We start from the raw sequence: 19,417 nt of genomic DNA, 5'->3' as shown, positions 1-19,417 counted from the left end.
AGCATCGGAGGTATGAACTACTCATGCCGGAAGGCATGCGGCTCAGGTTATAAGCAGTCCAGCTCTTCGGAGTGGGCTGCTTTTTTGGTTAATACCGGTGGGGCTGGAACCGCTGGCGTTCATTCCATGAGCATTTTATGAAGGAATGATGAAACTGGATTCGCATTCCATTTTGCAGGGTAATTAAATCTCGGGTTCACGAGCGGATCTGTTGCCAATCGCTGCACTCGTCAGATGCTCATCTACTACATACCAGGAGGTTCCGACAAATGGACAATTCAAATTCCAATCCGAATGCTAACAACCAGAACAAGACAAGCAAGGACCAACAGCTGGAGCAATTCACGGTAGACAATGACGGCAAGAACTTGACAACCAATCAGGGACTGAACGTCTCTGAGGATGAACATTCGCTTAAAGTTGGTGAACGCGGTCCGACATTGATGGAGGACTTTCACTTCAGGGAAAAAATGACGCATTTTGACCATGAACGAATTCCGGAGCGGATCGTGCATGCCCGCGGTTTCGGGGCACATGGTTATTTTCAGGTATATGAATCGATGAAAGACTATACAAAAGCCAAGTTCCTTCAGGATCCTTCCGTGGTCACACCGGTATTCGTCCGTTTCTCCACAGTTGCAGGTTCCAGAGGCTCAGCTGACACGGTCAGGGATGTACGCGGTTTTGCGACCAAATTTTACACGGAAGAAGGAAATTATGATCTGGTGGGGAACAACATGCCGGTATTCTTTATTCAGGATGCGATGAAGTTTCCCGATTTCATTCATGCGGTAAAGCCGGAGCCTCATAACGAGATTCCGCAGGCCCAGTCCGCTCATGATACCTTCTGGGATTTCGTTGTTCACAACACAGAAAGTGCGCACATGATTATGTGGGCAATGTCCGACCGCTCGCTCCCGCGAAGCTTTCGGATGATGGAGGGCTTTGGCGTGCATACCTTCCGTTTCGTGAATGAGGAGGGAAAAGCGCATTTCGTGAAATTCCACTGGAAACCGGTACTCGGCACACATTCCCTCGTATGGGACGAAACGCAGAAGCTGGCAGGGAAGGACCCCGACTTTAATCGCCGTGATCTGTGGGATGCCATCGAGTCCGGGAATTATCCGGAATATGAGTTTGGCGTGCAAATGATTCCGGAGGAGGCCGAGTTCGATTTTAACTTTGATATCCTCGATCCGACGAAGGTATGGCCTGAAGAGATCATTCCGGTAAAAATCATCGGCAAAATGACACTGAATCGCAATACGGATAATTTCTTTGCCGAAACGGAACAAATCGCATTCCATCCCGGACATGTCGTTCCCGGTATTGATTTCACGAATGATCCACTGCTGCAAGGTCGTCTGTTCTCTTATACCGATACGCAGCTATCCCGGCTGGGCGGACCGAATTTTCATGAAATTCCGATCAACCGTTCCGTTGCGCCGGTTCACAACAACCAGCGGGATGGTATGCACCGCATGACCATCAATAAGGGACCGGTCAGCTATCACAAGAACGGCATCGCCGGCAATACGCCGAAGCCGGTTGCGCCTGAGAAAGGCGGCTACGAGCACTATACGGAGAAGGTTGAGGGACGCAAGGTCCAGGCCCGCAGCGATAGCTTCAAGGATCACTTCAGCCAGGCGGCGATGTTCTGGAACAGTATGTCGGATGTGGAGAAAATGCATATCGTATCCGCTTTCCAATTCGAGCTTGGCAAGGTGCAGCGGAAGGAAATCCGCCAGCAGGTCGTTGATCTGTTTGCTCATGTCGACAGTGATCTCGCAACCCGCATTTCGGAAGGCATCGGAACGATTCCTCCCCAAACCAGCGGTTCGGCTTCCAGTGAGTCTTCGCCTGCGCTGAGCATGATGAATACGGTAAAGCTGCCCTTAACGCGTAAGGTGGCTGTGCTTGCAGGTAACGGATTCACGGACGAGTTGCCGTTTGTGTTATCCCAGCTGCAGCAAGCGGGCATCATCGCCGAAGTGGTTAGTCCGAAGCTGGGGACCATTAAGGGTAAAACCAGCGGGGAGCTGGAGGTTCAGCATTCCCTCCTCGGGGCTGATTCGGTCTTGTTTGACGCGGTGCTTGTCGCAGGGGGCGCCTTAAGCGTGTCGGAGCTCCTGACTGAGCCGAAGACTCTCGATTTTATCAAGGAAGCCTACCAGCATTTCAAGCCAATCGGAGCTATTGCGGAAGGGGCTAATCTGCTGCCATCCGCAAATGGAGAAGGTATCGTGATTGCTCAGGAGAATGAGGAGCTTAAACCGTTCGGACAAGCCTTCATGGAGGCAATCGCTGCGCATCGTCATTGGACGCGCGCTATTTAACTTTGGGTATTGCTTGAATACAGGAATGGATTAAGGTATAATTCCCTTTAATCATTTATGGAGTGAAGGGGATTATATCATGATGAACATCCAATGGAATCAACTTCATCATCACAAGCAGCGTTAGCACACCTGTAACCAATCAGGGTGGGCTGACGCTGTTCGCGTTGGCCTCCCTGCCGCATACCAAGCGCGCGGGACCAAGAGGTCCGGCGCGTTTTTTATTTTCAGAAGAAGAAAGGATGATCTAAGGTGCAGAACGTAAAAGGGACAAACGACTATTTTGGCAAGGAGCAGGCCGTTCGGCGAAAGGTGCAGTCCACACTGCGCGACGTGTTTGAGAGCTATGATTATGAGGAGATGGAATCCACCATCCTGAATGAGCGGGAACTGTTGTCTTCGAAGTATGCAGGCGGAGAAGAAATTCAGAAGGAGATGTATCAGCTGACCGATCAGGGAAAGCGAGACCTGGGTCTACGATACGATTTGACGATTCCATTTGCCAAGGTGATTGCCTTTAACCCCGGTATCGAGCTGCCGTTTAAACGGTTTGAGATGGGGAAGGTCTTTCGGGATGGACCCGTTAAGCGGGGAAGATTGCGGGAATTTCTGCAATGCGATGTCGATGTGGTGGGGATTCCGGGTCCGGAAGCGGAGGTCGAGCTGATGCAGCTCGCAGTTGAAGCGTTTCGGAGATTGGAGATTCCGGTTCTCCTCCGATGGAATAACCGCCGATTTTTGGGGGAGGTGCTTGAATCGATGGGCGTTCCCGCAGAGATGAAATCAACGGTAATGCTAACGCTCGACAAGATCGAGAAGATTGGCAGGGAAGGAGTTCGGCAAGAACTGGTGAGCAAGGTGCTGGCTCCTGAGGTTTGCGATCACATCCTTGAGTTTGTTGATCTTAAAGAGCCGTCCTTCGAACAGATTGTCGGGAGATACCGCGTAGGCGACAACCCCGGTGCACGTGAAGTCCAGATGCTGCAAGACATGCTGCAGCGAGTAGGGCTTGAGCAGGATTGTGTGTTCGATCCATTTCTTTCACGCGGATTGTCTTTCTATACGGGTACCGTATATGAAATCTTTGATGTCTCGGGCAGCTACCGTCCAAGCCTGGGCGGAGGGGGACGGTATGATGCCATTATCGCACACCTCGTCGGAAGGGATGATATTGCCTATCCGACGGTTGGGCTGTCGTTCGGAATGGAATCCATCATGGAAATGATCCGCAACCGCCCAATGGGAACGAGCAAGCCGGAGGTGATTGTTATTCCGATAGGAGATGCCATTCCGGAAGGGCTTCGAGCAGCTGCAGTCCTCAGAAACCAAGGATTACGTACCGAATTCGCTCATAACGGACGGAAATTGAAAAAGACGCTGTCGAAGGCCTCTTCCGATGGCATCCCGTATGTCATTCTGATCGGCGAAGAGGAAGCGGCTGCGGGACAGGTGCGATTGAAGGATATGCACGAGAATACGGAGGTTCAGATGCGGCTTGAAGAAGTCGTGGCATTCATGAAGCAGAATTCATGAATCAACACGCATGAACCAAGCGGTTTGCATCAGCTTGGATACACGAAGACCCCGCTTTGCCGGAAGCGGCAGCGCGGGGTCTTTCCATCTACATACCATCGGTCAAGTATGAAATATCGTAAAGTAACTCCAGATGGCAAGGACGGACAGCACGATCAGCAGTACTCCTAAAATGATGGAATAGCTGTACTCCTTTTTCATATTTCTTGCTTTATAATTTTTCCGGTCGACCGTCAGCATCATTAGACCCGATCCAAGGAGCATCACGCTTGCATAAGCTGCAGAGTTAAACACAGAAACCATATCAATTACCCCCTAATCTACCTTCATGCCGACTCTTCTTATATCGGAGCTCACATGAATAGTGTACGTCATGTTGGAGTACAACAGGGCCCAGTCATTTTTGTCACGAATGTGTTTGTGCCAGTAATCCCGGTTGTTTGCTCTTACGATCTCACCGAAACCTATAATATCCGATTTGTCTTTTTGAGTTTTCTCAAGTAAACTCGTGATCATTTCTTTGACAAACCGGTTAAATCCCCTCTCAGCCATGTTCAACTCTTCCTGATCGTCCATCCCTGGCTTGGGACTGTATTTCTCGGCCAATTCAGCCTGGATTCGGACGTTTATCGTTGCATGAGGTTTACCATTCCGTATGTCGACTTTGATGTTGGACTGGCGCTCTGTAGCACGGATCGTAACAAATCCAATACCCGGAACATTGTACATTGCGGTATAACCCCCGGGATTAAATCCCTTAGCCGCCATGTAAGCACCGATTTCGATGGGTGTGGTCGTACCGACCAGCTTATTGGAATTAAAATAGGCCAAGCCTTTAATCAGAATGTTTTCTTTTTGACGAATCGATACGTAGGGCAGGTAGGCGTTCTGCCCCAGCTTCGATTCACTATTCCAATAGTTGGAGAGAGAATTCTTCGGGAACTTCCCCATGTCGGCAGCCTTCTCAAGCATGGCCAATAAATATAAGGTAGGTACCCGCTCTAATGGAGGAGCAACTCCCATTAAATCCGCCGCTTTGTTATCGGTTATCAGCAGCCATGTGGATCGGCGAACCTCCTGATTACGGCGCAAATAATCATTCAGATCGTCCATGCCTCTACGTGCAACGTTCTCATTGACAACAATGACTCGAAGATGAATCAATGACCGGGGATCCGCAATTTCCTGCTGCAGATTATTCATGGCATCATTAATGGTATGTCCCACGACACTAACCACCCAGACCGGTTCTTCTTTGCCCTCGGCCGAGCCTCCATTACCGCCAGGACCTAACGGAATAAGGCCGGGTACGGCAATCTGCGCCGTTAATCGAATCATGCGATTGTCCAGTGGCGCTGCTTCTTCCCTGGAATGGGTAGTTAAATCTTCTGTACTGCTTGCCCCTTCCTCAGCCTCATCAATGCCAATCCCCAGAATCAAGGCCCGGTCCTCGATTTCAATTCGATCCCAGCAGCCTGTCAGTGAGAGCACTAATAAAACCAGAAGCATAAAGCTAATCTGTCTCTTGCACTTCGCTAGAATTCCCATGCGGTTCACCTCTAACTTTCCTCAATAAAGCCACGATCAGTAATATGAAGGGATAGCCTATGGTCAGCACCAGTCCGATTATTCCCACAATCTCCACAAACACGTACAAGGAAAACACGCTTTTGGGGATCATCGCCAGAATAAAGACGAAAGGGAGAAAGAAATGGCTAATGAAACGATGATCCTGACTTCCGAATACCTTCTGGGCACCATTAATCGATATATAGTAGCTTGCTGCGAGTGAGGTAAAGACCGAGACCACCCATACGATGATAAAAATAGCATCGAGGCGCTCCAAGGTGTCACCCGGAATGGTGGTGGCCCGCGCGAGTTCCAGAGTCGGCCACATGAGATGATTGATCTCATGCGGTCCGAATACAGCTACAGCGGCGCAGACAATCAGCATATACAGCGTACCTGATATGAAAATGCCGCCCAGAAAGGATTTGATTGCTTTTTTTGGCGTTTGCATAGCCGGGATCAGCAGTGTAACGATAAAAGCCGGCTGGAACAAGGCGGCAATCGTTAATGCCCCTTTTCCGTATCGTGCAGGAATGTTCCCGATAATCGGCTGAAGATTCAGAAGTTCAGCATTTTGCAAGGACACCAGGACGATGGCAAGCCCCGGGACTAATATGAACGGGAGATAGAAGACATGGAAATATGTGAATTTCAACAGCTTCTGTCTTGTAGCCATTACGACTAATATCATCATGGTGATAATGGTGACTTCTGTTGGAGTCCGCCGGAGGACGGCTGATGTAATGACTTCTCCGAATTCGCGCACCGCCAGAGCGGTCAGCAAGATGAAGAAGACGGCCAGACATGTATTAAACACATAAGCCAAGGGGCGCCCTATAATTCTCTGTCCATATTCGAAAATACTCTCACGAGGGAAGCGAATGCCCAGCAGCGTGAGCAGGAGCAAACCGATAAACGCGATTCCGATTCCAAGCAGTGTGACAAGAGGAGCCCCCGTGTTGGCTTCTTCTGCGGCTATTCGCGGCAGGGCAAGTATGCCCACACCAATAATGGCACTAATGACCACTGCACCGACCTGCCGCTCCGTGATATGTGAGGAAGCTTGCATGACTTATTCTCCTTGCTTGTTGGATTGAAGAACAGGTTCAGCTTTCGGCACTCCTTCGTAGCCTAATCGATCATCATCCAGGGTATGCAGATGGCTGGGCCGCTTCTTGAAACTCCAGAGCGGTCCTCGAATCAAGGAATCCTTCAGCCCTTGTTTGCTTACCGGAGTTACCGGGTTCATATATGGAACGCCAAACGAGTCAAGGAACAGCAGGTGATTCATGATGATGATCAGACCGATCATGAGGCCATAAAGCCCGAACATCCCACCGGCGATCAGCAGAGGGAATCGGAGCATTCGGATCGAGATGGCCGCATTGTAGGCTGGTGTAGCAAAAGAACCGATCGTGGTCAGCGCGATGACGACAACCGTGATCGGACTGGCAAAGCCTGCCCCTACGGCGGCCTCGCCAACAACAAGCACGCCGACAATGGACAATGCACCGCCGATCTGCTGCGGTAATCGAAGCGTCGCTTCCCGCAGCACTTCCATAGACACCTCGATGAGTAATACTTCCACAACGGCAGGGAAGGGGACACCGGCCCGCCCACCGGCCACGGCCACGGCGAAGTCTGTCGGAATCATCTCCGGATTGAAGGAGATAATGGAGACGTACAGGGCAGGAAATATAAGGGAGAAGACGATCGCCAGAAGCCGGATAAATCGAACCAGGCTCCCCATGATGAACCGTTCCGAATAATCATCCGTCACTTGATAGAATTGGTTGAACACCGCCGGAATGATAAGGGAGAAAGGGGACCCATCGACCATAATGATAACTCTTCCTTCGAGGATGGAGGCAGTGGCCTTATCCGGTCGTTCTGTGTTTTGAACCTGAGGGAATGGGGAGTAGGGATGATCTTCTATGAACTGCTCAATATAGCCGGAATCCAGGATGCCATCGATGTCAATCTTGGAAAGTCGTTTCTCCGCTTCCTTCAATAGTTTGGGATTGGCAATGCTCTCGATGTAACATAAGGCGACTCGGGTTTTCGTTCTTTTTCCAATGCGAACAATTTTTATTCGAAAATCGCCCACTTTGATACGAGCACGCAGCAGGGAGATGTTGGAATCCAATACCTCGATAAACCCGTCCTTCGGACCTCGAATGGAATGTTCGGTTTGGGGCTGCTCGATACCTCGTTTCTCAATTTGCCTTGTGTCGAGCACAAGGCCGCCGGGAATGCCATCGATGAGCAGCACGGTGCTGCCTTCTGTAATGGCATCCAGAATGTCAGCTCCATCAGATACCCGTGCCGTTTCGCTAATGTACAAAGTCTCATTCATCAGGGTGTCCATCAGATTATCCAAATGAATAGACTTGTCCTCCAGATGACGAGGCTTATACATCAGTGGTTTATGAATATCACGATATATGGATAGGGTGTCGACCAAGGTTGTGTAGTAGATGATAACGCCTTGAAATTCATTGAAAATATGCAGATGGCGAATTTCGATGTCGTCACTGTCTCCTAAGCAGGAGCGTACGATCATTAAATCAGACTCTAAGCAGCCCGTCAGTTTCTCTGGTGTACCAGGCGTTCTGCGAGTGGTCAGATTCGGATTTTTTTGCGGTTTTTTTCGATTTCTAAATCGTATCATGCGGATAACCACCTTATGATGTTGCTCTAGATACAGGTAGTCTTGCATGATTAAGGAAATTTATTCGTTCTGGCTTAAAACAACAAAAAGGCCGGTCGTGGAAAATAATGCTCTACGTTTCGAGGAGATCCTTTATAACGTGTAGGAAGATTGTCCCATGCAAATATTCATTGAACTCGTTTTTGTCATGTTTGACTATAATTGATTTCTACCGAAAAGGCACTCGCGCTCCCATCGATCTCCGAGTAAAATAAAACGTATAGAATTTACCAGGAGGGAGCGGATTGCAATGCTGCACGAACAATATTTTATGCTGCACCAAAAGCTTGCTGTTAACGCTCCAGCCAGCATGGCTACGGAAGTAACACTTGAACAGATTGCCAACACGCTGTATTGTTCAGCTCGAAACGCCAAGCTGGTTCTGCGCAAGCTGGAAGAGAAGGAATGGATCATCTGGAAGGCAGGCCGTGGAAGAGGGATACGTTCCATGCTGACTTTTCAGGCGGATAAGGAAGCGCTGCTGCAGGAAGCGGCACAACAGCTCACGGAAAAAGGAGAATATAAACAAGCCTTTGAGCTGATGCGCAACTACGGTGAGGAAATCCGCACGCATGAGTCTTATGTGGAATGGATGAATGGGCATTTCGGGTTCTGCAAGGAGGAGAAGGAGGGAGAGGAAGCAAGGGATTCCTTGCGGCTTCCCGTCTACCGGTTAATTGATACGCTGGATCCCGCAGAATGCTACTACAGCTTTCCGGCTCATATGATCCAGCAGATATTCGACCGCTTGGTGATCTATGAGAACGCTACGGATCAGTATCTTCCGGCGATTGCACATCACTGGGAGAACAACAATGACGCAACGGTCTGGACCTTCCATCTTCGGAAAGGGATTCTGTTTCATGACGGCAAAGAATTAACCGCAGATGATGTGAAATTTACGATGGAACGCTTGGGACGAAAAAGAAACCGCTGGATCTTACGCGAACTAAAAAACGTTGAAGTGGTCTCTCCTCGCGAAGTTCGATTTATCCTCAATAAACCGAATCGGATCTTTATACGGTATCTCTCTGCCACGTGCATGTCGATTGTGCCGCAGCATTTGCTCCGTTTCAATGAGGAGCAATACTGGAAGCTTCCTGTGGGGACGGGACCTTTTCAGGTAGAGGAATGGACGGAGGATCGATTGTCTATTCGGGCGAGTCCCTATTATTATCAGGGGCGGCCGCACTTGGACAGCGTCCAAATCATCTTTATGCCGGAAGATGCAGAGCACTCTGATGTCAGGTGGGAGCGGTTGCTGCAGGATTCGGATCCAAGCGATCCTACGGAAGAGATGAGTGGCATGGACACCGTTGAATCTCTGAACGGCTGTACCACCTTGATTACGTGGAACATGAGGAAGCCGGGGCCATATCAATCCATCGAATTTCGACGTGCTTTCAGCCTGATTCTCAATCGGTCCGGAATGGTACGTGAATTAGGGGAGTACAGACTGTATCCGGCCAGAGGTTTTCTGATAGACGATGGAGCGGCTTACCACAAAGATCGATTCGATCCGGATTTGGCTAAACAACTGCTGCAGCAGTCAGGTTATGACGGTTCCCCCATTCGAATGGGTTCTCTCGCTCATCATATGGAAGATGCGGAATGGGTTCAGAATCAATGCGCTGCCATTGGCATTCAATTGATCATCTGCGAAGAGAAGATGGACACCATTCACAAACCAGAAGTGATGAGTAATATGGATTGTATCCTGCAAGGTCTTGTTCTGCCTGGTGAAGAAGTATGCTTGATCGAAAATTACGAGCAGGAGGACAGCGTTGTCAAGGAATTCATGGATCCGTCGCTGCACGACTGGGTGAAAGAATGCATTGATGATGCGCTTGCCAGTGAGGAGTGCAAGGAAAGGCTGAATCTCTTGGCGAACATTGAGGAAAGGCTTCGGGAGGAGGCACAGGTCTCATTCTTGATTCATTCCAAGTTTCAAGCGCAGTTACATTCATCATACAAGGGTGTAGTCATCAATAATCTGGGCTGGCTGGATTTTAAGCAAATTTGGCGGGTGTGATCCGCCAACAAAAAGAGCAAGCGAGAACATCCTCGCTTGCTCTTTTTGATTTATAAAGATTTATGATGGCTTCTTCGTGATCTGCGTTTTCGAAAGAAGCCATAAAGCTTATCGAGAAGACGGACATTTTTGGCGGCGCGTTGGGATTTGCTTATTCCTGTCTCGTCATAAATAACGAATCTTCCCTGACGATCAAGTTCATCCAATCTTGTCTGTTGATACTCATGTAACTTCTCCAGCGTATATATATCGTTGTTCATGTGACCTCCCTGCAAGACATTCATAAATTCGCTTCATCCATGCGGAATGTCTTGATACTTTCATTATGGAGGTCCACCGAACTTGTAAAAAGGGTAAACATGAGCAGCAGATTTTCCCCTTTTAACGAACTACAGGGCTGCCGCAGGGAAGGGCTTTAGACTTTATTCTTCTTATGAACGATAGCGGTATTCTCAATCTGAATCGTGGCATGTTCGATGTGGAACTGGGTGTCCAGAAGGTCGATGGCTTGCTGTAAAACATCAAAGCTATCTATGTCATCTGCGATAACAACGTGGCAGCTCAAGGAGTCGAAATTGGACGTAATCGTCCAAATATGAAGATCGTGGATACCTGTAACCCCTGTAATGGATAACAATGACTTCGTTACGGCCTCTGGGTCTACGGATGCCGGTACCCCTTCCATTAGAATATGAACCGTATTCTGTATGATTCTCCAGGCACTTTTGAGTATTAATATCGATACCAGGATGGAAATTATGGGATCGGCAATATACCAGCCGAAAGCAATCATGACAATCCCGGCGACAATAGCACCCACAGAGCCAAGCGCATCCCCAATGACGTGAAGGTAAGCACTGCGGAGATTTACATTGTTCTTCACATCACCCGTTCGCATTAAGAACCAGGCACTGAGAAGGTTAGCTAGCAATCCGATAACGGCGATCAGCATCATGCTCCCGCTGGCAACAGTCGGAGGGTCATTGAAACGCTGGATCGCCTCCCACACGATAAATCCGGCAATGACAAACAATGCGACACCATTTAAAAGAGCCGCCAAGATTTCAAAACGGTAAAATCCATAGGTTTTATTCGGTGATGAAGGCTTTGTGGCAAACCATAGAGCTACCAAACTGAGCAATAAAGCACTGGCATCACTTAACATATGGCCCGAATCCGATAACAGAGCCAGACTGTTGGTCAGCAATCCTCCGACAAACTCCAGAATCATGATGCCAACCGTGATGATCAAGGCAATGCGAAGTCCTTTCTTATTCCCTGACCGGGCATGATCATGATGGCTATGATCATGTCCGTGTTGATGGTTATGTTGATGCATAATCAAAAACTCCCCTTCCAAATGAATGATGTTAACATTTTGATTAAATGGTTGTAATACAAGCATGAATTAAATATGAGCATATGTTCATATATAATGTTATTTCTTTAATTAGGAGTTGTCAAGTTTTTCCGGGAATTATTCAATTGAAATTAATTTAATTCTCACTTGTTTCGTTATCTAGTATGCTTAAGGGGCAGGCGATTCATCATCCGGCACGGCCATATCCACTCAATTGAACAGAAGGAGTGACTGACCTTATGAACGAACAACATAAATCTCTTGGCGAAGCTTATAATGAGACTACATATCCATTGATTGGGCATAGTCGCAGGAATGTCGAGGTGTTATTGGAGGCATTTCAGCCTGTGGACGGGTCTCAGGCGGGAGATATGTACGGCAATGGTGCCGTTATTGAAGATTTTCAGAAGTTTATGGCAGACGAATTAGGGAAGGAATCGGCCGTGTTTTTTCCAAGCGGAACGATGGCGCAGCAGATTGCCCTGCGGATATGGTGTGATGAAGCCGAACTGAAACGGGTAGCGTATCACCCGCTGTGCCATTTGGAGATTCACGAAGAGGATGGGCTTAAGGAGCTGCATCAGATTGAGACAATTCTCCTTGCTGGCGAGGATCGTTTGATCACACTCGAAGATGTTCAGAATCTGAATAGCGACATTGCTTGTTTGCTGCTTGAACTGCCGCAGCGTGAAATCGGAGGGCAGCTACCCGATTACGCGGAGCTTGAGGCCATTTCGGCCTATTGTCGATCTCAAGGCATAAAGCTGCATCTGGATGGGGCAAGATTGTTTGAAATTACGCCTTATTATCAGAGAACCGCTGGAGAGATCTGCGCGCTTTTTGATAGTGTATATGTGTCGTTCTACAAGGGCATCGGAGGGATTGCCGGAGCCATTCTGGCTGGCGACAATGATTTCCTGGCTAAGTCCAAAGTATGGAAGCGGCGTCATGGCGGTGATTTGGTCAGTCTGTACCCGTATATCATCAGCTCGGAGTACTATTATAAACAGAGAATAGAGAAGATGGGCCGTTATTATGAAGAGGCCAAAGAGCTGGCTGCGATGTTTAATCAGTGTCATGCCGTTGTCACTAAGCCTATAGTTCCGGTATCCAACATGTTTCATGTGTACTTTCAACTGGGCAAGAATCAGCTTGAACCGATCCTGATGGATATTTACAATACGACCGGCATCGGATTTATCAGTTATCTTAAAGAGGCAAGTGAAGATCATTGCCAATCTGAGGTTCATATAGGGGAACGATACGGCAAGACGCCGAGGGAAGCCATTCAAGAAGCCTTCCGTGTGTTGAATGAGAAGCTGCTAGAGGCTGTGCATCCATAAAAAGGACCTATATGGAGAGGAGCTCATGGAAAATGATCGCCATCGGCAAAGCAGAAATCGGGGATTTACCTGCAATACTTGACCTACAGCACGATGCTTACATGAACGCTGTTGAGAACCATTATAGTGATGTTAACCAGGCAGAGCTGTTCACAGGTCACAAAAGCACGAAAAATCTCGCATTTTACGAAAGATTAGGTTATACCAAGTTTAAGGAAAAGGTTATGAATCATAACCTGACAGTGATCTATTTAGGTAAAGATATTTAATCAGTGTGTAAAACAAATGGATCGTGTTGTTGATCGTAGCCTGAGGATATAGATCCTTAGGCTTCTTTTTTGTCACGTATACAACTATACTTGTTTCAAGTTTTCCACATATCGATCCCTGACTCGCTTATAGGGAACGAGGGCCGGGTTCGTACATCCCAAACTCTCCTTGATCCCTCTCTTCTTAATAGATAAGCGTCAGAGAATAGTGGTTACTTGTAACCGTACTACAAGGTATCCCGTGTGGGCACGTCGAATGTCCAAGATTACAAGTTGCACAAAATCATTGTGATCGAATGAACGAAGCGTGAGGGAGAGGGCCGATGATATGAGTGAGTTATTAACCGGTATGGAATCATTGAACGGGATCCATACCTATATCGAAGAGCAGATGAAGGCGTGGAAGGTTCCCGGATTATCTGTTGCGGTTGTGAAGAATCATGAGATCATCATGATGGAGGGTTATGGTCATCGAAATATCGATCAGGGACTTCCTGTGACAAGTGAGACCATCTTTGCCATCGGTTCATCCACGAAAGCCTTTACTGCGCTCGCTGCTGGAATCCTGGCGGATGAAGGGAAACTGGATTTGGACAAGCCCGTCAAGGAATATTTTCCTACCTTCAAAATGTTTGATGCTTTTGCAACGGAGAGAATCACCATCAGGGACATGTTGTGCCATCGTTCCGGTTTACCCAGACATGATCTGATGTGGTACAATTCCGCCCTGACGAGAGAAGAGATCATACATCGTCTGCAATATCTGGAGCCGAATGAGGATTTCAGGGCGAAGTGGCAGTATCAGAATATAATGTACATGGTGGCAGGATATCTTGTGGAATATGTAAGTGATTCTTCTTGGGAAGAGGTTGTGCAGAACCGGATATTTACACCGCTTGGTATGACCTCAAGTCAGTTCTCGGTGGATCAGACGCAGCTTCAGCATGATTTTGCAATACCTTACATACTTCTCGAAGAACAAGCTAAACCAATACCATTCCGCAACATCGATACCATTGGTCCGGCGGGTTCAATTAATTCCAACATAAAGGACATGGCACACTGGGTAAAGTTTCAGATAAATCATGGGATCTATGATGACCAGCACATCGTGTCAAAAGAAATGCTGCAAGCTATACATTCGCCCCACATGGTATGTGACATGACGGAGATCAATCTGAACCAGACGAATATGGCGAGTTACGGTCTTGGCTGGGCAATCGAGCCATATCGCGGTTCACGCATGGTATATCATGGAGGTAATATTGATGGGTTCACTGCTCATGTCGCCTTTATTCCGGCGGAGCAAATAGGTATCGTTGTTTTATCGAATCTCAATGGCACCCCCCTTCCCGTGCTGATTGCCAATCATATTTTTGACCGTATGCTGGGTGGAGAGGTAGAGGATTGGAGTGCGCAAGCGCTGGAAAAAATGAAAGCATCCGAGGTGGAAATTAAGCCGACAGCAGAGGGTGAGACACTTCCGGACGTGAAAGCACTCGTCATTCCATTAACGCTCTCATTACTGCATTTTACGGGAACCTATGAACACCCGGGATACGGCAAAATGGTTGTTGAGCTGGATGAGGGAGAGCTTCGGGCAACCTTCAATTCCATGCAGTTCCCCCTCACACACGTTAGCGACCTTCAGTTTGAACTTTATATTGCCGTGTTTAACATTAAAACGTCCGTGACCTTTCAACTGGGTTCAAACGGGCATGTTTGCCAATTTTCTACCATGTTGTTATTTGAACCTGGCACGAAGGAAATTGAATTTGTTAGAATAGAAAATAATAATGAACGATCCCATTCTTTTCAGCGAGGTGAAATGCATGGCTCATAGTAGAAGCACAACCGTTCAAACCGTTAAATCAGGCTCCGAGCAAAGCAGCACGGAGATAAGCGAACAAAGATTTGTTCGGAGCCTACTTCTATACCCATAGCGGCTTATATTTCATGTGAGTGCTTTGCTCGCTATTTACACGATTCTATGTATATAGGAGCAGGGAGAATGAAATACGAGAAAGCACTAGATATTTTGCCTGAACACATAGTCAAAACCATTCAACATTATATTGATGGAAGTTATATTTATATTCCGAGAAAGTCGGAGAATCGGAAGTCCTGGGGAGAGCAAACCGGGATAAAGAAGGATCTGGATATTCGGAATCAGATGATTCTGGAGAGCTATGTGAAGGGTGATTCCATTCAAGCCCTATCCGAGCGATATTATTTAACGGAGCCATCCATCCGTAGAATTATTCGGAGTGAGAAAATGAAACTCTAGAATTAAAGCGACATTCGATGATACCCACGCGGATTCATCAGATGTCGCTTTATGTCTTCTTTCGCGCGATCCTGATTCATTCAGAATTAAACATGAACTTGAGTTGTCAGCCTAAAGAAGCTAAGTTTAGATCAGGTATAACTAAGAAGGGAGAGCTTCATGTTTATGACTCAAAACATATATGATAATGATGAATTCTTTAAAGGGTATAGTCAACTTAGCCGATCTGTCCACGGACTGGATGGTGCTCCTGAATGGTCGAGCCTGCGATCCATGCTGCCGGATCTAACCGGAGCTCATGTGCTGGATTTAGGCTGCGGGTTCGGATGGTTCAGCCGCTGGGCCAGACAACACGGTGCCACTAAGGTGTTAGGGGTCGATGTATCCGAGAACATGCTGACGCGGGGAAGGGCCGAAACGCAGGATTCTCATATTACTTATATTCGAGCCGATATGGAGGTCCTGGAATTAGAGCCGGAGTCGTATGACTTGGTCTACAGCTCCCTGGCTTTTCATTATATTAAGAACTTGTCGGGTCTGATGGGGGAAGTGTACTCATCACTCAAACCTGGGGCAAGCTTGGTGTGCTCTGTTGAGCATCCGATATACACCGCATCGATCCGTCCTGAATGGATCCAGCATCCAAATGGATACAACACATGGCCTGTTGATAACTACCAATATGAGGGGATGCGTACGACGAACTGGTTAGCCGATGGCGTTGTTAAGCAGCACCGGACGATGGGAACCTACTTGAATATGATGATAGGGCTGGGTTTCACGATTACCCATGTAGAAGACTGGGGGCCGTCCGATGAACAGATCATGTCCCATCCGGAATGGGAAGAGGAATGCCATCGCCCCATGTTTCTATTGATATCGGCAAGAAAATAGGGGCTAGACGGGCCATTGTTGCAGTATACGTGGAACGCGGTATAGGATCTGGTATGGTACAGGAGGAAATGGCGTCTAAGACGAGTGTCTTGGCCGCTTTTTATATGGAACCGCGCTTTATACTGTCAGAGAAATGGTGACAAAATTATAAATATTGTTTCTTAATGATTTACCAACATCAGGAAAACTATTAAAATAGAGGTTAACGGCATTTGCAAGAGGCTTTGCATGGGCTAGAGCATCAAGATGCGGAAGCGATTGAGGCTGAAATACGGTCTTACAGGTAAATCATCATAGACCTGTTCGTTACACATTACACAATTACTGGAGGCATCTCGTACATATGAGTCCAAAACCCGTAATCATCGAAGAGTACAATCCGGAATGGCCAAAAAAGTTTCTTGAGATCAAGACCATACTTGAGCATACGCTTGGTAACGATGTATTGAGAATCGAGCATGTAGGGAGCACCTCCATCCCGGGGCTGGCTGCAAAACCTGTTCTGGATATCGATGTAGTGATCGATTCTATGAAATCGCTTCCTACAGTTATAGCGAAACTCGAAACCCTAGGTTATTATCATCAGGGGAATTTAGGCGTCGAGGGCCGAGAGGCTTTTGGGAGAAAGGATGATTATGTCCCCTACAGCGATGGGCTTGAATTGAAACTTGCTCAACATGTATATGTCTGCGATCAAGAAAGCCGTGAATTGCATAGGCATATTGTTTTTCGGGATGCCCTCCTTCATCATCCTGAATGGGTTGTGGAATACGCCATTTTGAAGAAAGAGTTGTCCACCGTCTTCCGGCATGATCGCGAGGGCTATATGGTAGGAAAATCAGATTTTGTAAACCGAGTATTGGAGTTATCCGGAGGACAAGGAAGCCTCCTCCCATAAAATACATATCAGTGAGGTACATCGTATGGAAATTATATTGAAAGTATTAGATAGCACGGAGCTTAAATGCACCTGGAAAGAAGGATTCCTGCAGCAAAATATACACCGTTCGGAAGAGTATTATAATCTGTGTGAATTTGAAAACCAGATTGGTATTCGTGTCACCATGTTAGCTTTTGTTAATGACAAATTGGCCGGAGTTGCCCACTTGAAATATGAATCGGACTATCCGTACTTTCGAGATCAGAACATTCCGGAGATCAATGATCTGAACGTATTTCCTGAGTACCGAAGGAACGGTGTAGCGAACAGGATCATTGAACAATTCGAAACCATCGTGAGTAAAAAGCTGCCGCGTATCGGAATTGGTGTGGGCTTGTACAAGGACTATGGTCCAGCACAAAGAATCTATGCCCGGCGCGGTTACATTCCCGACGGAAACGGCATTATGTACAACCTTGTGCCTGTTGTTCCCGGCGAAATGGTATGCGCTGATGATGATCTGAATTTATATCTAATTAAGGAGTTAGGGAAATAAATCATTTTCCACTGAGGATAAATTCTTCAATTCTTAGGATTGCCGGGAGATGGGTACATGAGATTCTTCATTCGATTAAATGTTTCGAGTTTTTTGTATGCAATGTTCCCTTTCGCAGTCCTTGAACTGATGGCCAATGTTTACCGAATCAGTCGAGTAACAGGTTGGGAGTTAAGTCATGTGAACAAGCTAATCCTGGCCTTCTGCGTGGCTGGCATCACCGTATCCAACATTGCGTTTCCGAAGCTGATCAGGCATTGGCTGGATGGCCGTAAAGCAAGTTATTTTTCGCTTATCCTGTGGTTTCCCTATTTCGTGATACTGGTCAGTATTCTCGTTTCATGGCTGCCGATCACCGAACCAGCAGATCAACCTAACCCTGTGACAGGACTTATTGCCATGGCTGCATTGGCCTTGTACCCATTCTACTTGGGTATCCTTCATCTGTTTGGTACTACAGCAAAAAACATGGATAGATGAAAAGAAGCAAACATTAAAGATGTCCAACTGATCATGGCTAAGTGACCGGGAATTTTAAGCGAGAAAACGAGAAAGACAAATAATTGATAACAAGACAGGAGATAGGATCATGGATAGAGGTTTTACGCACTGCTTGCAAATCTTTCCGACCGCTGATTTTCAAAAAACAATCGAGTTCTATGAGCGGATTGGGTTTCGTGCGGTTGCCTATCTGGATTCAGGAGAACCGCATGTGTGTCTCTATCAGGATTCCATAGAGATCGTGTTAACCAAGTCGGAGATTGAAGTCGTGCCGAATCGGATTCGTTATGGCTACGGATATGATGCGTATTTTATTACTTGTAATCAGTACGAAATTCAGGAAGATTTAATGAACCTGGATGTGAAGATTGTCAGACCATTGTCCACGACGGATTATAACAACCATGAGTTTGTGTTTGAGGATGTGGATGGGCGCTGGATTGCCGTTGGCAAGAAACAACAAACCTGAGTGCGGATGTTAAACGGAGGCTTACACATGGTTGAGATTATGGTTGTACGACACGGACAATCGGAAGCGGATATTTTAAATCGGTGTGAAGGACGGGCTGACTTTTCTCTTACCGATCTCGGGTTGCAGCAAGCACAGCTTCTGGCCGAGTGGATTCAGCGTAATTACGCCTTGGATGCGATTTTTTGCAGCACCTTGATTCGGGCCAAGCAAACCGCGGCAGCTATTGCTGAATTGACGCAAGTGCCTGTAACCTATGACAATGATCTCATGGAGCAGAATAATGGCGTCATCGCTGGGATGTTGAGAGATGAAGCATTAATGAAGTATCCGATACCGGCCGGGGGAAGAAAGCGGCATGATGCCATTGAGGGCGGAGAATCTGAAGTACAGTTCAGAGCAAGGGCGGAACACTTCATATCCAAGCTGTTTACGACAATGGATAGCAAGCCTGAGTTACAAAGAGTCTGTATTGTTTCCCATGGTGGCATGATCTCGATGTTATTTCGAGCTTTCTTGAATCTTCCCTATCATTCCGAGATATTCATTCCTACTGGCGATACGGGCGTCCATCTATGGCAATATGAACCGAGTGGGAAAAAGGTCATAATGGCAACGAATTGGCAAGAGCATTTGGCTGCGACCTGATAGGTTCAGTCTCTCCCGTAACGGTCACAT

At 47.3% G+C, this 19,417-nt stretch carries 18 protein-coding genes; 13 read left to right on the top strand and 5 right to left on the bottom strand.

The genetic code is table 11. The annotated features are described in order from the left end of the window. Window positions 1-269 precede the first annotated feature (269 nt). The gene (locus B9D94_RS14900) at window positions 270-2,336 is read left to right on the top strand and encodes a catalase (protein WP_148247371.1); all 2,067 of its coding nucleotides are present in this window, start codon (window positions 270-272) and stop codon (window positions 2,334-2,336) included. 252 nt (window positions 2,337-2,588) lie between these two features. Next, window positions 2,589-3,869, top strand: coding sequence for a histidine--tRNA ligase (locus B9D94_RS14895; RefSeq protein ID WP_148247370.1), 1,281 nt, complete (start codon window positions 2,589-2,591; stop codon window positions 3,867-3,869). Between the two features lie 102 nt (window positions 3,870-3,971). Here B9D94_RS14895 and B9D94_RS14890 read toward each other — a convergent pair whose 3' ends face one another. The 4 genes from B9D94_RS14890 to B9D94_RS14875 are packed head-to-tail and all read right to left on the bottom strand — an operon-like array spanning window position 3,972 to window position 8,001. Then, entirely contained in the window at window positions 3,972-4,172 is a 201-nt protein-coding gene (locus B9D94_RS14890) for a CLC_0170 family protein (RefSeq protein ID WP_148247369.1), read from the bottom strand. 12 nt (window positions 4,173-4,184) lie between these two features. Further along, the gene (locus tag B9D94_RS14885; protein WP_253806165.1) at window positions 4,185-5,417 is read right to left on the bottom strand and encodes a Ger(x)C family spore germination protein; all 1,233 of its coding nucleotides are present in this window, start codon (window positions 5,415-5,417) and stop codon (window positions 4,185-4,187) included. Beyond that, window positions 5,383-6,507 carry a GerAB/ArcD/ProY family transporter gene (locus tag B9D94_RS14880; RefSeq protein ID WP_006210780.1) on the bottom strand — a complete coding sequence of 375 codons (1,125 nt, stop codon included), beginning with the start codon at window positions 6,505-6,507 and terminating at the stop codon, window positions 5,383-5,385. The genes B9D94_RS14885 and B9D94_RS14880 overlap by 35 nt, the downstream gene beginning before the upstream one ends. Before the next feature lie 3 nt (window positions 6,508-6,510). Beyond that, window positions 6,511-8,001 carry a spore germination protein gene (locus tag B9D94_RS14875; protein ID WP_036639333.1) on the bottom strand — a complete coding sequence of 497 codons (1,491 nt, stop codon included), beginning with the start codon at window positions 7,999-8,001 and terminating at the stop codon, window positions 6,511-6,513. Window positions 8,002-8,398: 397 nt separating this feature from the next. Between B9D94_RS14875 and B9D94_RS14870 the strand changes: the two genes are divergently transcribed. Beyond that, window positions 8,399-10,180 carry an ABC transporter substrate-binding protein gene (locus tag B9D94_RS14870; RefSeq protein WP_148247368.1) on the top strand — a complete coding sequence of 594 codons (1,782 nt, stop codon included), beginning with the start codon at window positions 8,399-8,401 and terminating at the stop codon, window positions 10,178-10,180. 415 nt (window positions 10,181-10,595) lie between these two features. Here the strand turns inward: B9D94_RS14870 and B9D94_RS14860 are convergent, their stop codons facing one another. Beyond that, on the bottom strand, window positions 10,596-11,519 hold the full coding sequence (locus tag B9D94_RS14860) for a cation diffusion facilitator family transporter (RefSeq protein ID WP_006210776.1): 924 nt from the start codon (window positions 11,517-11,519) through the stop codon (window positions 10,596-10,598). Window positions 11,520-11,779: 260 nt separating this feature from the next. On the opposite strand from B9D94_RS14860, the gene B9D94_RS14855 reads away from it, so the two are divergent. From B9D94_RS14855 to B9D94_RS14810, 10 genes are all read left to right on the top strand, one after another. Further along, entirely contained in the window at window positions 11,780-12,883 is a 1,104-nt protein-coding gene (locus B9D94_RS14855; RefSeq protein WP_148247367.1) for a threonine aldolase family protein, read from the top strand. A 32-nt stretch (window positions 12,884-12,915) separates the two neighbouring features. Beyond that, window positions 12,916-13,152, top strand: coding sequence for an N-acetyltransferase (locus B9D94_RS14850; RefSeq protein ID WP_148247366.1), 237 nt, complete (start codon window positions 12,916-12,918; stop codon window positions 13,150-13,152). A gap of 328 nt (window positions 13,153-13,480) precedes the next feature. After that, window positions 13,481-14,995: a serine hydrolase gene (locus B9D94_RS14845; protein WP_148247365.1), complete on the top strand. Its 1,515-nt coding sequence runs from the start codon at window positions 13,481-13,483 to the stop codon at window positions 14,993-14,995. Window positions 14,996-15,163: 168 nt separating this feature from the next. Then, complete coding sequence (locus B9D94_RS14840; RefSeq protein WP_063479493.1) at window positions 15,164-15,439, top strand: CD3324 family protein; 276 nt, start codon at window positions 15,164-15,166, stop codon at window positions 15,437-15,439. A gap of 165 nt (window positions 15,440-15,604) precedes the next feature. Continuing rightward, complete coding sequence (locus tag B9D94_RS14835; RefSeq protein ID WP_063479824.1) at window positions 15,605-16,333, top strand: class I SAM-dependent methyltransferase; 729 nt, start codon at window positions 15,605-15,607, stop codon at window positions 16,331-16,333. Between the two features lie 343 nt (window positions 16,334-16,676). Further along, a complete protein-coding gene (locus tag B9D94_RS14830) occupies window positions 16,677-17,231 on the top strand; it encodes a GrpB family protein (RefSeq protein ID WP_036639319.1) in 555 nt (184 codons plus the stop codon). 25 nt (window positions 17,232-17,256) lie between these two features. Continuing rightward, entirely contained in the window at window positions 17,257-17,769 is a 513-nt protein-coding gene (locus tag B9D94_RS14825; protein WP_148247364.1) for a GNAT family N-acetyltransferase, read from the top strand. A 180-nt stretch (window positions 17,770-17,949) separates the two neighbouring features. Then, on the top strand, window positions 17,950-18,249 hold the full coding sequence (locus tag B9D94_RS14820; protein WP_231888069.1) for a hypothetical protein: 300 nt from the start codon (window positions 17,950-17,952) through the stop codon (window positions 18,247-18,249). A gap of 109 nt (window positions 18,250-18,358) precedes the next feature. Next, complete coding sequence (locus B9D94_RS14815) at window positions 18,359-18,739, top strand: VOC family protein (protein WP_006210767.1); 381 nt, start codon at window positions 18,359-18,361, stop codon at window positions 18,737-18,739. A 27-nt stretch (window positions 18,740-18,766) separates the two neighbouring features. Continuing rightward, window positions 18,767-19,387: a histidine phosphatase family protein gene (locus tag B9D94_RS14810; protein WP_006210766.1), complete on the top strand. Its 621-nt coding sequence runs from the start codon at window positions 18,767-18,769 to the stop codon at window positions 19,385-19,387. The last annotated feature ends 30 nt before the right edge of the window (window positions 19,388-19,417 follow it).

Origin of the sequence: Paenibacillus sp. Cedars (assembly GCF_003184205.1) — a bacterium.
Classification (GTDB): Bacteria; Bacillota; Bacilli; order Paenibacillales; family Paenibacillaceae; genus Paenibacillus_AQ; species Paenibacillus_AQ glucanolyticus.
The sequence above is the reverse complement of the archived record's forward strand: the minus strand, read 5'-3'. Positions and strand labels throughout refer to the sequence as shown.

Bases quoted from the DNA above. Each gene is read 5' to 3' on its own strand.
- B9D94_RS14900 (WP_148247371.1), top strand. From the start codon at position 270: ATGGACAATTCAAATTCCAATCCGAATGCTAACAACCAGAACAAGACA.
- B9D94_RS14890 (WP_148247369.1), bottom strand. From the start codon at position 4,172: ATGGTTTCTGTGTTTAACTCTGCAGCTTATGCAAGCGTGATGCTCCTT.
- B9D94_RS14885 (WP_253806165.1), bottom strand. From the start codon at position 5,417: ATGGGAATTCTAGCGAAGTGCAAGAGACAGATTAGCTTTATGCTTCTG.
- B9D94_RS14880 (WP_006210780.1), bottom strand. From the start codon at position 6,507: ATGCAAGCTTCCTCACATATCACGGAGCGGCAGGTCGGTGCAGTGGTC.
- B9D94_RS14875 (WP_036639333.1), bottom strand. From the start codon at position 8,001: ATGATCGTACGCTCCTGCTTAGGAGACAGTGACGACATCGAAATTCGC.
- B9D94_RS14870 (WP_148247368.1), top strand. From the start codon at position 8,399: ATGCTGCACGAACAATATTTTATGCTGCACCAAAAGCTTGCTGTTAAC.
- B9D94_RS14860 (WP_006210776.1), bottom strand. From the start codon at position 11,519: ATGCATCAACATAACCATCAACACGGACATGATCATAGCCATCATGAT.
- B9D94_RS14855 (WP_148247367.1), top strand. From the start codon at position 11,780: ATGAACGAACAACATAAATCTCTTGGCGAAGCTTATAATGAGACTACA.
- B9D94_RS14850 (WP_148247366.1), top strand. From the start codon at position 12,916: ATGATCGCCATCGGCAAAGCAGAAATCGGGGATTTACCTGCAATACTT.
- B9D94_RS14845 (WP_148247365.1), top strand. From the start codon at position 13,481: ATGAGTGAGTTATTAACCGGTATGGAATCATTGAACGGGATCCATACC.
- B9D94_RS14840 (WP_063479493.1), top strand. From the start codon at position 15,164: ATGAAATACGAGAAAGCACTAGATATTTTGCCTGAACACATAGTCAAA.
- B9D94_RS14835 (WP_063479824.1), top strand. From the start codon at position 15,605: ATGACTCAAAACATATATGATAATGATGAATTCTTTAAAGGGTATAGT.
- B9D94_RS14830 (WP_036639319.1), top strand. From the start codon at position 16,677: ATGAGTCCAAAACCCGTAATCATCGAAGAGTACAATCCGGAATGGCCA.
- B9D94_RS14825 (WP_148247364.1), top strand. From the start codon at position 17,257: ATGGAAATTATATTGAAAGTATTAGATAGCACGGAGCTTAAATGCACC.
- B9D94_RS14815 (WP_006210767.1), top strand. From the start codon at position 18,359: ATGGATAGAGGTTTTACGCACTGCTTGCAAATCTTTCCGACCGCTGAT.
- B9D94_RS14810 (WP_006210766.1), top strand. From the start codon at position 18,767: ATGGTTGAGATTATGGTTGTACGACACGGACAATCGGAAGCGGATATT.